The sequence below is a fragment of the Micromonospora sp. NPDC051227 genome, assembly GCF_044455385.1.
In the GTDB taxonomy this organism is placed as follows: Bacteria; Actinomycetota; Actinomycetes; order Mycobacteriales; family Micromonosporaceae; genus Micromonospora.
On sequence record NZ_JBITET010000008.1, the window covers coordinates 206,055 to 218,992 of the forward strand.

General features: G+C 73.2%; 12 protein-coding genes. 6 read left to right on the forward strand and 6 right to left on the reverse strand.

Annotated elements, in window-relative coordinates:
- Positions 1 to 2 precede the first annotated feature (2 nt).
- Positions 3 to 1,493 (reverse strand): glycoside hydrolase family 3 protein, encoded by a 1,491-nt coding sequence (locus ACIA47_RS21090; RefSeq protein ID WP_203123041.1) that lies wholly within the window; start codon positions 1,491 to 1,493, stop codon positions 3 to 5.
- A 217-nt stretch (positions 1,494 to 1,710) separates the two neighbouring features.
- Between ACIA47_RS21090 and ACIA47_RS21095 the strand changes: the two genes are divergently transcribed.
- From ACIA47_RS21095 to ACIA47_RS21110, 4 genes are all read left to right on the forward strand, one after another.
- Positions 1,711 to 1,836 (forward strand): hypothetical protein, encoded by a 126-nt coding sequence (locus ACIA47_RS21095; protein ID WP_255750123.1) that lies wholly within the window; start codon positions 1,711 to 1,713, stop codon positions 1,834 to 1,836.
- Between the two features lie 99 nt (positions 1,837 to 1,935).
- Positions 1,936 to 2,886 (forward strand): TIGR03557 family F420-dependent LLM class oxidoreductase, encoded by a 951-nt coding sequence (locus ACIA47_RS21100; RefSeq protein WP_396710007.1) that lies wholly within the window; start codon positions 1,936 to 1,938, stop codon positions 2,884 to 2,886.
- Between the two features lie 103 nt (positions 2,887 to 2,989).
- Entirely contained in the window at positions 2,990 to 4,621 is a 1,632-nt protein-coding gene (locus ACIA47_RS21105; RefSeq protein WP_396710009.1) for a RecQ family ATP-dependent DNA helicase, read from the forward strand.
- 88 nt (positions 4,622 to 4,709) lie between these two features.
- Positions 4,710 to 5,213 (forward strand): hypothetical protein, encoded by a 504-nt coding sequence (locus ACIA47_RS21110; RefSeq protein WP_396710011.1) that lies wholly within the window; start codon positions 4,710 to 4,712, stop codon positions 5,211 to 5,213.
- On the opposite strand, the gene ACIA47_RS21115 is transcribed toward ACIA47_RS21110, so the two are convergent.
- Positions 5,203 to 6,792 (reverse strand): MFS transporter, encoded by a 1,590-nt coding sequence (locus ACIA47_RS21115; RefSeq protein ID WP_396710013.1) that lies wholly within the window; start codon positions 6,790 to 6,792, stop codon positions 5,203 to 5,205. The genes ACIA47_RS21110 and ACIA47_RS21115 overlap by 11 nt on opposite strands.
- Before the next feature lie 82 nt (positions 6,793 to 6,874).
- Between ACIA47_RS21115 and ACIA47_RS21120 the strand changes: the two genes are divergently transcribed.
- Both ACIA47_RS21120 and ACIA47_RS21125 read left to right on the forward strand, forming a co-directional pair.
- On the forward strand, positions 6,875 to 7,636 hold the full coding sequence (locus ACIA47_RS21120; protein ID WP_203123049.1) for a TetR/AcrR family transcriptional regulator: 762 nt from the start codon (positions 6,875 to 6,877) through the stop codon (positions 7,634 to 7,636).
- Positions 7,637 to 7,645: 9 nt separating this feature from the next.
- On the forward strand, positions 7,646 to 8,680 hold the full coding sequence (locus tag ACIA47_RS21125) for a helix-turn-helix domain-containing protein (RefSeq protein ID WP_203123051.1): 1,035 nt from the start codon (positions 7,646 to 7,648) through the stop codon (positions 8,678 to 8,680).
- A 155-nt stretch (positions 8,681 to 8,835) separates the two neighbouring features.
- Here the strand turns inward: ACIA47_RS21125 and ACIA47_RS21130 are convergent, their stop codons facing one another.
- The 4 genes from ACIA47_RS21130 to ACIA47_RS21145 are packed head-to-tail and all read right to left on the reverse strand — an operon-like array spanning position 8,836 to position 12,911.
- Positions 8,836 to 9,819 (reverse strand): DNA topoisomerase IB, encoded by a 984-nt coding sequence (locus tag ACIA47_RS21130; RefSeq protein ID WP_396710016.1) that lies wholly within the window; start codon positions 9,817 to 9,819, stop codon positions 8,836 to 8,838.
- A complete protein-coding gene (locus ACIA47_RS21135; RefSeq protein ID WP_396710019.1) occupies positions 9,803 to 10,756 on the reverse strand; it encodes a glycosyltransferase family 9 protein in 954 nt (317 codons plus the stop codon). The genes ACIA47_RS21130 and ACIA47_RS21135 overlap by 17 nt, the downstream gene beginning before the upstream one ends.
- Positions 10,753 to 11,454: an SDR family oxidoreductase gene (locus ACIA47_RS21140; protein ID WP_210785226.1), complete on the reverse strand. Its 702-nt coding sequence runs from the start codon at positions 11,452 to 11,454 to the stop codon at positions 10,753 to 10,755. The genes ACIA47_RS21135 and ACIA47_RS21140 overlap by 4 nt, the downstream gene beginning before the upstream one ends.
- Positions 11,451 to 12,911 (reverse strand): PfkB family carbohydrate kinase, encoded by a 1,461-nt coding sequence (locus tag ACIA47_RS21145; protein ID WP_396710021.1) that lies wholly within the window; start codon positions 12,909 to 12,911, stop codon positions 11,451 to 11,453. Before ACIA47_RS21145 ends, ACIA47_RS21140 begins: the two co-directional genes overlap by 4 nt.
- Between the last annotated feature and the right edge of the window lie 27 nt (positions 12,912 to 12,938).

Genomic DNA, 12,938 nt, shown 5'->3' on the forward strand with positions numbered 1-12,938 from the left:
CGTCAGCGGGCCCCGGTGAGCACCTCGGCGGCAGCCTGTCCACTGGCCCGGGTGGCGCCGTGGGTGGCCAGGTGCACCGCCCCGGTGACCAGCTCGGGCACGCCCAACTCGACCACGACCGCGTCCGGCCGGGCTGCCAACGCGCGGTGCACGGCGGCGCGCATCCAGTCGTGCCGGTGCTGGTCACGGACGACCAGGACCAGGGGGCGGCTGCCGGCACCGGCGCCCGGGTCCGCCGGCACGTCGGCTTCGGCGTAGCGGACCGTGCTGGTGCCGGGCAGCAGCTCGGTCAGTGGACCGCCGATGCCCCACGGGGTCTCGGCGCCGATGGCGATGTTGCGCAGCGGCTCGAACTCGACGACGTGTGCCGCGTGGGTCAGGGGCAGCGCGGCCGTCGCGCCCGGGGCGGCGGTGACCCGGACGGCCCGACGGGCGGCGACCAGCCCGACGTCGGTGGCGGCGCGCGCTCCGGCCGAGCCGGCGCTGCGGGCGGCCACCGTCCAGGCGGCGAGTTGACCGACGCGCTTGGCGGCCTCGGCGAGACGTTCCTCGGGCAGCTCACCGGAGACGACGGCGGCCACGATGGCGTCGCGCAGCTCGCGGGCGGCCTGCTCGTCGGCCCGTTCGCCACCGATGCAGATGGCGTCGGCCCCGGCGGCGAGGGCGCGGACCGTAGCCCCGGCGAAGCCGTACCGGTCGGCGACGGCGCGCATCTCCACCGCGTCGGTGACCACCACGCCGGAGAAGCCCAGCTCGTCGCGGAGCAACCCGCCGAGGATGCGCTGACTCAGCGTCGCCGGCAGGTGTGGGTCGAGTGCGGGCACCAGCAGGTGACCGGTCATCACCGCCTGCACCCCGGCGGCCACGGCGGCGCGGAACGGGGCCAGTTCGCAGGCGTCCAGCCGGTCCCGGTCGGCGGCGATCCGGGGCAGGTCGTGGTGTGAGTCGACCCGGGTGTCGCCATGCCCGGGGAAGTGTTTGGCGCAGGCCGCGACGCCGCCGGCCTGGAGCCCGCGAACCCAGGCGGCGGTGTGCCGCGCGACAAGCACCGGGTCGGCACCGAAGGAACGGACGCCGATCACCGGGTTCGCCGGATTGGAGTTGACGTCGGCGTCCGGGGCGTAGTTCAGGGTGATCCCCGCCGCGGCCAGCTCGGCGCCGAGGTCCCGGGCGACGGCTTCGGTCAGCTCCGGGTCGTCGACCGCGCCGAGGGCGAAGTTGCCGGGCCGGGAGCTGCCGTGCACCGACTCCAGCCGGGTGACGTCGCCGGCCTCCTCGTCGATCGCCACTATGACGTCCGGCCGTTCCGCGCGCAGCGTCGCGGTGAGCGCGGCCACCTGCTCGGTGTCGACGACGTTGCGGGCGAAGAGCACCACCGAGCCGAGACCCTCGCCGAGCCAGCGGCACACCCACGGTGGTGGGGTGGTGCCGACGAAGCCGGGTTGCAGGACGGCGGTGGCGAGCGCCGGGAGGTGCCCGTTGGTCGTGGTCACTCCGCCCCCTTGCAGTGATCGATGTCGATCACCGGCGACGGTGCGCCCCCGTCGACCCGCTGGTTGCGCTCGCTCATGCGGCCCCCGTACCCCATCTCTCGCGCGCCCTCGGCGCACCGCCACCGGCAGGCGGTCCTGCCATGGTCACACTGAGCGATTCAATAGTCAATAAACCTTACAGTTGCCTGGCGGCCCGCTCCCCGGGGAGAGTGCGGGGATGGATCCCGTCCTGCTGGCCGACGCGACAAGCCCGGCCGACATCCCCGGCGTACGCCTGCTCGGCCTGGTGGTCGGCGCCCTGCTGCTCCTCGCCGCGATCCGGGCGATGTTCGGTCGACGCTGAGCGACCCGTGCCGATCCGGGCCCACGGGCCGGGTGTGGTCGACCACGACCGGGGTACGGCTCTCCCCATCAGCAGGTCCGCGTGCCGAAGGGGTAGGCCATGAAGATCGGATATTTTCTGTCCAGTGAGGAGTTCACGCCAGCCGAGTTGCTGGAGCAGGCGCGCGGTGCCGAACGGGCCGGCTTCGAGGCGCTGTGGATCTCCGACCACTACCACCCGTGGGTGGACGCACAGGGCCAGAGCCCGTTCGTCTGGTCGATGATCGGCGCGCTCAGCCAGGTCTGTTCGCTGCCGGTGACCACGGCGGTGACCTGCCCGACCCTGCGGATCCACCCGGCCGTGATCGCGCAGGCGGCGGCGACCAGCGCGGTGCTGCACGGTGGGCGGTTCGTGCTCGGCGTCGGCACCGGCGAGGCGCTCAACGAGCACATCTTCGGCGACGCCTGGCCGCAGGCCGACGTCCGGCTGGAGATGCTGGAGGAGGCCGTCGAGGTGCTGCGCGCGCTGTGGGGCGGCGGCTTCGTCAGCCACCACGGCAAGCACTACACAGTGGAGCAGGCCCGGATCTACACGCTGCCCGACGCTCCCCCGCCGATCTACGTCTCCGGCTTCGGGCCGAAGTCCATCGACCTGGCCGCGCGGATCGGTGACGGCTACGTGAGCACCATGCCCGACGGCGAGATGGTCCGCCGCTTCCGCGAGAACGGCGGCGGCGACAAGCCGTGCCAGGCCGGCTTCAAGGCGGCGTACGCGGACAGCGAGGAGGATGGGTTGCGCATCGCGTACGAGCGCTGGCCCAACGCGGGCGTGCCGGGTGAGCTGTCCCAGGTGCTGCCCTCACCGCGGCACTTCGAGCAGGCCGCCGAGTTGGTCAAGCCGGAGATGCTGAAGGAGGCGTTCGTCTGCGGCAACAGCGCCGAGGCCCACCTGGAGATGATCGACAAGTACGCCAAGGCCGGCTTCGACGAGGTCTACGTGGCCAACACCGGCCCGCACTACCAGGGTCTGTTCGACCTCTACCAGCGCGAGGTCCTGCCTCGGCTGCGCTGAGGCGGCGATCAACGAGCCGACCGTCGAGGGCATGGCCGGCGCCCTGCCTGTGATCGCCCGAACGCGTTTCGGCGGTCATGGGCTCGGGTACCTCCGGCCCTCGATGAAACTGTCCACGCACTCGATGACGTTGCGCCGCGCGGCCCGCAGCCTTTTCGGCTGGAAGGCGCTGCGGCCCAACCAACTGGCCGCCATGCGCGCCGTGATGAAGCGGCGAGACGCCCTGGTGGTGTTGCCCACCGGAGCCGGCAAGTCGGCGATCTACCAGATCCCGGCCAGCCTGATCCCCGGCCCCACCGTGGTGATCTCGCCACTGCTGGCCCTTCAGCAGGACCAGATCGCCTCCCTCAACGAGCGGCAACGCCCGGAGCTGCGGGCGGTGCGGATCAGCTCGAACGAGTCGCCCGGCCAGCAGGCCGAGGCGATCACCGAGATCCGCGAGGGCCGGGCGGAGTTCCTCTTCATCACCCCGGAACAGCTCAGCAATCCCGACCGGATGGCCGAGGTCGCCGAGCTGAAGCCGGCCCTGGTGGCGATCGACGAGGCGCACTGCATCTCGGCGTGGGGGCACGACTTCCGCCCCGACTACCTGGCGCTCGGGCACCTCATCGACGGCATCGGTCGGCCGCCGGTGGTCGCGCTGACCGCCACCGCCTCCCCTCCGGTACGCGACGACATCATCGCCCGGCTGCGGCTGCGCGACCCGGAGGTGGTGGTCTCCGGGCTGGACCGGCCGAACCTGTTCGTCGAGGTCGCGCACTGCCCCACCGAGGACTACCGGTGGCGGCGACTGATCGCGCTGCTGAGCGACGATGAGCGACCCGGGATCATCTACGTGCCCACCCGCCGTGCCGCCGAGGAGCTGGCCACCCGGTTGACCGACGCCGGCTACCCGGCGCAGTTCTACCACGGTGGGATGGCGGCCGGCGCACGCCACGAACTGCATGAGGCGTTCCTCGCCGACCAGGTGCCGATCATGGTGGCGACCTCGGCGTTCGGCATGGGCATCGACAAGCCGAACATCGCCTGGGTGGTGCACACGGCACTGCCCGACTCGCCGGACAGCTACTTCCAGGAGATCGGCCGGGCTGGCCGCGACGGGCAACCGGCCCGGGTGCTGCTGCTCTGGCAGGCCGAGGACGTGGGCCTGCAACGGTTCTTCAGCGGCGGCCTGCCCGACGTCGACGAGCTGCGCGACCTGGCCGCGCTGCTGCGCAAGAAGCCGGCCACCAAGACCGAGCTGCGCGAGGCCTCCGGCCTCGGGCCGCGCAAGCTGGGCCAGTACCTCTCCCTGTTGGAGCAGGTCGGGGCGGCCGAGCCACGCGCCCGGCAGCGCATCGGCGCGCCCCGTTACTCCCCCACCCCGACCGACGCCGCCGCGGCGGCGCTGGCCGAGGCGGAGCGCCAGCAGACGGTGACCCGGTCCCGCACCGACATGATGCGGGCCTTCGCCGAGACCACCGCCTGCCGGGGGCAGACGTTGCTGGCCTACTTCGGCGAGCAGATGACGCAGGTCTGCGGCCACTGCGACAACTGCCACAACGGGACCAGCGTGGCCGACCAGGGCGCGGTCGGGCCGTTCCCGGTGCACAGCCAGGTGCGGCACCCGGAGTGGGGGTCCGGCCTGGTGCTGTCGTACGAGGAGGACAAGATGACGGTTCTCTTCGATGAGGTCGGGTACAAGACGTTGTCGGTGCGCGTGGTGTCCGAACAGGGCCTGCTGACCCTGGACTAGCCTGACCCGGGTGCCGCTTTCGGGCCCGGTGGATCGAGCAAGCAGAGCACCGATTGACAAAGCAGAGCAGGGCGGAAGGGGCATTGCCGTGATCGAGCAGCCGGCGTACACCGGTTTCGGTTTCTCCGACGGGGAGTGGGGGCTGTTGGTCGGCCTGCCGCAGTCGGTGCTGACCGCGGCGAGCGCCGCCGAGTCCGACGGCACCCGCCGGACCATGGCGGAGAACGCGGCCGGGCTGGAGACCATCGCCGCCGGCCGGGAGTCGGCCAGCCCGCTGGTCGCCGCCGTGGCCGGCGAGATCGTCACCCGGGTCGGTGACCCGGACACCGGCGAGGAGTTGCCGGCCATCGCGCCCGCCGACCCCGGGGCGTACATCGACGACGTGCTGCTGCGGGCCGGCCAGGCCGGCGCGTTGTTGGCGGCGCGGGTCGACGAGGGGGAGGCCGGCGCGTACAAGCACTGGCTCGTGAAGATCGCCGAGCAGGTGGTGGGCGCCGCGTCCAGCGGTGGGCTGCTGGGCATCGGCGGCGAGTCGGTCAGCGACTCCGAGCGGCGCTTCCGCGACCGGCTCGCGCACGTGCTCATCGACTGACCGACGACAACGAGGTACCGGCCGGACCGGTCGGCTCGACGGCCAGCGTCGTGGAGTCGGCCGGTCGGACGCCGCGCAGCGCGAGAAGCGCGGTGACCGCGCCGAGCAGCATCACCACCATGGCGGCGTACGCGGCCAGGTGCAGCCCGTCGGTGAACGCGACAGCGGCGGCGTGCCGCACCGCGTCGGCCAGATCCGCCGGCAGCCCCTGGGCGACCGCGAGCGCACCGCCCAGGGTCTCCTGGGCCGCGGCGGTGGTGTCGGCGGGCAGCCCGGCCGGCAGGCCGTCGACGATCTCGCGGCGGTAGACCGCCGCGCCCACGCTGCCCAGGATCGCCATTCCCAGCGCACCGCCCAGCTCGCTGCTGGACTCGGTCAGCGCCGACGCGACACCGGCCTGCTCGGGTGGCGCCGCGCCGAGGACCAGCTCGGTGACGAGGGACATCACCATCACCAGGCCGCCCGCGTAGACACTGGCGCCGACGAGCAGCAGCCACAGCGGCGTCTCCGGGGTGACCCGGGTCAACACCACGAAGCCGACCACGGCGATGCCGAACCCCGCACCGATCAGGTACGCCCGTTCGACGCGCTGGGCCAGGGCGGCGGCGGCCGGCGCGACTCCACCCACGGCGAGGGACGGCACGAGGCTCCACAGCGCCGCCCGCAGCGGGCTCAGGCCGAGCACCAGTTGAAGGTGCTGGGTGGTGAAGATGGCGAAGCCGACGATGGCGAACATCGCCAGCAGGTTGACCGCGAGCGACCCGGCGAAGCCGCGACGGCGGAAGAGCGCGAGGTCGACCATCGGGTACGCCCTGGTCCGCTGCCGGTGCAGGAAGATCGCCCCCACCAGCAGACCGCCGACGATGGAAAGGACCCGCACCGGGCTGAGGCCGTCGCGGGCCATCTCCTTGATGCCGTAGATCACCGGCAGTAGCGCGCCAAGCGACAGTGCCGCGCTGATCAGGTCGAACCGCCCGGTCGCCGGGTTGCGGAACTCGGGCACCAGGAGCGGCACGAGCAGGAGCAGCATCAGCATCGCCGGGATGTTGATCAGGAAGATCGAGCCCCACCAGAAGTGCTCCAGCAGGATGCCGCTGAGCACGGGGCCGATGGCGATGCCACCGGTGAGGGTGGCGGTCCAGATGCCGATGGCGGTCCCGCGCTGCTTGGCGTCGTGGAACATGTTGCGCACCAGGGCGAGCGTCGAGGGCATCAGAGTGGCCCCACCGACGCCGAGCACGGCACGCGCGGCGATCAGCGTCGCGGTGCTGTCGGCGTACGCGGCCAGCAGCGACGCCGCGCCGAACGCGGTGGCGCCGATCAACAGGAGGCGGCGTCGGCCGATCCGGTCACCCAGGGCACCCATGGTGATGAGCAGCCCGGCCAGCACGAAGCCGTAGATGTCGAAGATCCAGAGCTGCTCAGTGGCGCTGGGACGCAGCTCCGCGCTGATGAACGGGACGGCGAAGTAGAGCACCGACACGTCCATCGAGACCAGGAGCAGCGGCAGCATCAGCACCGTGAGCCCGATCCACTCCCGCCGGCCCGCCCGCGGTGCCGGTGTGGTGGTGATCGTCATGATCAGTTCCCCTTCTGCGTATGGCGTACGCTTTTATGCGTAGACCATACGCAGAACTAGGATGACGGGGCAAGGAGGAAATGTGGCGGCGAAGACAGACGACAGCGGGCCCGTACTCCCGGCGTCCATCGAAAGCGCGTGGGGGCTGCGGGAGCGGCCACCCAAGGGCCCCCGGCCGGGAATGAGCGTGCCCGCCATCGTGGACGCCGCCGTACGCGTGGCCGACGTCGACGGCCTGGCGGCCGTCTCGATGAGCCGGGTGGCCAAGGAGTTGGGCGCCGCGACCATGGCCCTCTACCGGTACGTCGGCTCGAAGGACGAGCTGCTGATGCTCATGGTGGACACCGGGTACGGCCCCTCCCCCGGCCCACCCGCGTCGGAGGACGACTGGCGCGCCGGCCTCACCCGGTGGGCCTGGGCCGAGCACGAGGTGCTGCGGCGGCGGTCCTGGCTGCTGCACGTGCCGATCAGCGGCCCACCGATCACCCCGCAGCAGCTCGGCTGGATGGAGGACGGGCTGCGCTGCCTCGACGGCACCACGCTCGGCGAGGGCGAAAAGATGTCGGTGCTCCTGCTGATCACCGGGTACGTCCGCAACGAGGCCACCCTCACCTCGCAGGTCGCCGAGGGCAGCCGGGCGGCCGGCGTCGAGCCCAGCGAGATGATGCCGGCGTACGGTCGGCTGGTGGCCCGGCTCATCGACCCGGCCCGCTTCCCCGCGCTGCACCGGGTGCTGAACGCCGGTGTGCTCCACCAGGACGACGACCCCGACGACGAGTTCGTCTTCGGCCTGGACCGGATCCTCGACGGCGTCGAGGCGCTGATCCAACGCCGGGCGGGCTGAGGGAGCCCCATGCTGCCGAGAGACATCATCGACACCACAGTCCTGCCACCGGGCGAACGGTTCGGCATGTGGCTGGACCTGGTCGCACGCACCTCGGCGCCGCTGCGCATCCAGTCCGCGCACAGCGACGACTTCGCCGCCCGCGCCAGTTTCATAGCGCTCGGCCCGATCCAGCTGGTGCAGTACGAATACCCGTCCCTGGACGCCACCCGGACCCGGAAGCTGGTCCGTCAGTCCGACCCGGAGCTGTACATCCTCGCCCTCACCACCGGCGGCATCGGCGCGTCCAGCCAGGACGGTCGCCGCAGCGAGATCCTGGCCGGCGAGTTCACCTTCTACGACGGGTCCCGGCCGCACGACGTCTGCCACCACGCCACCGAGCCGGACCGGGACCAGGCCACCTCGATCGTCACAATGATCCCGCACGCCGCCCTGCCCCTACCGCCGCAGCGGATGGCCGCGCTCTACGGCGGCCGGATGTCGGGCAGCGAGGGGATCGGGGCGCTGCTGGCGCAGTTCCTGCTCCAGGTCACCGGGCACCCCGAGCAGTACCATGCCGCCGACGCCAGCCGGCTCGGCGCGGTGGGGCTCGACCTGGCCACCACCATGCTCGGCCGGCACCTCGTCGCCGAGGACGCCGTGCCCAACGAGGTCCGCCGCCGGGCGCTGCTCACCCAGGTGCAGTCGTACATCCACCGCCACCTCGGCGAGGCGACACTCGGCCCGCAGGTCGTCGCCGACGCCCACCACATCTCGGTACGGTCCCTGCACCGGTTGTTCGAGGCCGAGGACGCCACTGTGGCGTCGTACATCCGGGATCTGCGACTGGCCCGGTGCCGGCGCGACCTGATCGACCCGGCGCTGCGCACGCAGCCCGTGCAGACCGTGGCGGCGCGGTGGGGTTTTTCCGACAAGGCTCACTTCAGCCGGGTATTCCGGGCCGCGTTCGGCACCACCCCGCAGGAACACCGTGACAGTGGCTCGGATTTGGCGCGGATCGTCAACCGCCAGGCGTCCACTGTCAACTCGCTGCCGGCAGACTGACACCAACGCGGCCGGCCATCACCTGGTGGGCCGCCAACGGGGGCCGTGGCGAGGCGCCCGCCGCGCGAGCGGCGGGCGGCCGCCCGGTGGCATCCCGCTGACGCCCGAGGCTCCGGCTCCGTCGCGCTTCCCCCCAGAACCGCCGACGGGGCCGGTCAGGCCCCCTCCAGCAGCTTCAGGACGACCTGCTCCGCCTCCTCGCGAGGCGCCCGCGGATCCACCGACGCCACCACCCCGTCGTGGTAGAGGTCGACCACCCGGGGGTCCACGTAGGACGCGCGAGCCACCGTCGGCGTGTTGCCCAACAGCTCCGCCACCTCACGCATCACGGCGACCACCGCCTTACGCCGGGCGGTCACCGAGCGGGCCGGGCCGACGGTGGCCAACTCGGTGGCCGCGAGCACTGTGGCGTGCCAGGTGCGGAAGTCCTTCGCCGTCATCTCCCCACCGCTGGCGTCGCGCAGGTAGCAGTTGACCTCGTCGCTGCGCACGTCGCGCCACTCCCGGCCGTCCCAGTAGCCGAACAGCCGCTCCGCCCGTCGCCGACGACGGCGCAGATTCACCAGCACCTGGCACAGCTCCGGGTCCTCGATCCGACGTACCTGCTCGATGCCTCCCTTCGCCGGAAACGCGAACACCACGCAGCCGCGCCGGGATCGGGCATGCTCGGGGCGCAGGGTGGCCACCCCGTACGTCGGGTCGTCGCCGTTCGCGTACTGGTCGCTGCCGACCCGGAACATCCCCATGTCCAGCAGTCGGGTCACCGTCGCCAGCACCCGGTCCCGGCCCAGTCCACGGCCGTCCAGGTCGCGCCCCACCCGCTCGCGCAGCGCCGGCAGCCGCCGGGCCACCTCCAGCATGTGGTCGAACTTCGCCTCGTCCTGCTTCTCCCGCCACCGCGGGTGGTAGACGTACTGCTTGCGCCCGGCCGCGTCGATCCCGATCGCCTGGATGTGCCCGTTCGGGTGCGGCGCGATCCACACGTCCTGCCAGGCCGGCGGGATGACCAACTCCCGCAGCCGGGCCAGGACATCCGGATCCCGCACCGGAGCCCCGGACGGGTCGACGAAGAGCCAACCCCGTCCGCGCCGACGCCGTCCGTACCCCGGTCGACCCGGGTCGCTACGCCGCAACCGCACCGGAGACCCGCACCACCCTCTCCACCTCGGCCACGGCGGCCAGCACCTCGTCAAGGCGCAGAGCCGCCATCGTCGGGTGGCTCCCTACCCCGTCCCACTTGGGCCAATCCGCCTCGCCGGCCCAGAGCACCCGGTGCCGTGGCCGATCCGGTGGAGGCCCCCAGTGCGCCGGCGGCACCGGCCCGAAGAGGACGACCGACGGGGTGCCGTACCCGGTGGCCAGGTGGGCGACCCCGGTGTCCCCACTGACCACCAGCCGGGCGTCGGCCACCAGCGCGGCGAGCGCGCCGAGGTCGGTCCGGCCGGCCAGCACGGCGTCCGAGCTCAGGCCCGCCGCCTCGGCCACCCGGGCCGCCAACGCCCGTTCGTCGGTCGAGCCGGTGAGCAGCACCCGGTGCCCCTGGTCGGTCAGTGCCCGGGCCAGCGCGGCGAACCGCTCGGCGGGCCACCGCTTGGCCGGGATCTTGCTGCCCGGGTGCAGCACCGTGACACCGCTGGGCAGCCCCGCCACCCCGGGCCGACGCAGGCTGAGGTCGGCGCGGTCGGCCGGGATGTCGTACCAGGACAGCAGCCGGCACCACCGGTCCACCTCATGCTCGTCGACGGCCCAGCGGGGGCCGGCGGCGCAGCCGGCGTCCGAGCTGGCGAAGGCGAGCAGCCGACCGGGCCGCGTGGCCGCGAGCAGCCGGTGCGACTGCGGGCCGCGCCCGTGCAGGTTGACCGCGACCCGCGGGGCAGACCCCACCCGGAGGGGGCGATCCAGCCCGGCGGTGTCCACCAGCCGGTCGACGCCACCGACCAGGTCGACCAGCGGGGCCAGCCAGTTGGGCGCGGCGAGCGCCAGCTCCCGCGACGGGTACGCGGCCCGCAGCGCCCGCAGCGCGGGCACCGCGGTCACCAGATCGCCGACGCCGAGAGCGCGCAGCACGAGGATCACGGGTACGAGGTTTCCTGCTCGGCGCAGACCACCATCTCGCGCACCGCGCAACCGGGCGGCTGGTTGAGCGCGAACATGATCGCGGCGGCGGTGTCGGCGGGTTCGTTGAGGTTCGCGTCCGGCCCCGGCTTGTACTGCGGGTCACGTTCGTCGAAGAACGCGGTGCGCATCCCACCCGGAATGAGCAGGGTGACGCCGACCTGACCGGCCAGCTCGGCGGCGAGGGCTCGGGTGAACCCCACCACGCCGAACTTCGCCGCGCAGTACGCGGTGGCGTCGCTGACCGCCTTGACGCCCAGGGTTGAGGCGACGGTGACGATGCGGCCTCGGGAGGTCAGCAGGAACGGCAGCGCGGCCCGGATCACCGCCGCGGTGGCCAGCAGGTCGACGGCGACGATCCGGTCCCAGGTCTCCCCCGGCAGGTCGGCGAGTCGGCCCGGCACGTCCGTGCCGGCGGCGGTCACCACCGCGTCCAGGCCACCGGCCTGCTCGGCGAGGTGCTGGGTGGCCACCTCGGCGGCTCGCGTGTCGGCCAGGTCGCACTCGGTCCAGGACACCCCGTCGGCCGGCGGTTGCCGGTCCAGCACGAGCGGTCGGCCACCGGAGGCGGCCACCGCGGCGACCACTGCGGCGCCGAGGCCGCTGGCGCCGCCGGTGACCAGGACGGTGGGCCCGGCGCCGGGCCGCGTGGCGGTCATCGGGTCCGCTCCGCAAGCGTGCGGACGATCAGGTCGGTGGTGGAACGACCGTCCAGGTAGGGCACCACCACGGTGTTCCCACCCCAGCGGCGCAGGACCTCCGCCTCCGGCAGGGTGACGCTCGCGTCCCCACCGCCGGTGGCGTAGTCGCCGCCCTTGACCCACACGTCGGGGCGTACCCAGGACAGCGCCGTCTCCGGGGTCGACTCGTCGAAGATGAGGACCGCGTCGACGCAGCTCAGGGCGGCCAGCAGTCGGCTGCGGTCAGCTTCGGACTGCACCGGCCGGTCCGGCCCCTTCAACCCGGCCACGCTGGCGTCGGAGTTCAGGCAGACGATCAGGCAGTCGCCGAGCTGCCGGGCCGCCTCCAGGGTGGCCACGTGCCCGGCGTGCAGCAGGTCGAAGCAACCGCCGGTCGCCACCACAGTGCCACCCGCGGCGCGTACCTCACCCAGGAGCGTGGCGACAGCGGCGACCCCAACCCGGTCGGCCACCGCACCACCTCGTGGTGACGGCTGGAGGGCTCGCGGCCCCGGCGCACTCCTGGCCCGCACCGTAGGGGCCGGCGGAGGCAGCGCCGTGGCCACTCCCCCACCGGCCACGTACGCGGACGCCTCGGCGACCGCCACCTGCACCGCCTCGGAGACAAGCGCGCCCTGGGCCAGTGCGAGGCTGGCCGCCGCCGCGAACCGGTCCCCGGCACCGCAGGTGTCCCCCTCGGCGCTACCTGGCGTCGGCACCACCAGTGGCGTCGACCCGGCGTGGCAGAGCAGCGCGCCGTCGCCGCCCAGCGTCACCGCGACCGCGCCGGCCCGCCAGCGCCGCCGTAGCCCCTGGGCGCCCCGGGAGGCGGTGGCCAGTCGCGAGGCGCCGGGCAGCGCGGGGACCAGCTCGCGCACCTCGGACTCGTTCGGGGTGGCCAGGTGTACGCCGGGCACGGCCGCCGGGCCGCGCGGATGCGGGTCCCACACCACCGGTGCGCGGGTGGCGGCCAACGCGTCGCGCAGCGCGGGCTGCCGGGCCACCCCCCGGCCGTAGTCGCTGACCAGCACCGCCGACGCCGCGGCGATCACCCGGAGCACCTCGTCGGAGGGCTGACCCGGCTCCCCGGACGCGCCGCCCCGGTCGTGGCGCAGCAGAACCCGCCCCCGGGCCCGCAACCGGATCTTCTCCGGCGTCGCGCCGGAGAGGGCCAGTGGGTACACCTGCACGCCTGCGGCGGCGAGCAGCGCGCTCAGCCGGGCCCCGCCGGCGTCGTCGGCGAGCGCGGTCACCAGCACCACCTCGGCGCCCTGCGCGGCGGCGAACACCGCCGCCAACCCGGCGCCCCCCGGTCGGTCGGTGGCCACGGTCTCGTCGAGCACCGGCACCGGGGAATCCGGGCAGAGCCGGTTCACCACACCTTCCACATCCCGGTCGAGCAGGGTGTCCCCGAGCACCACCACCGGTCCCCTCACGCTTGCCTCCTCATCCTCACGCCTCGA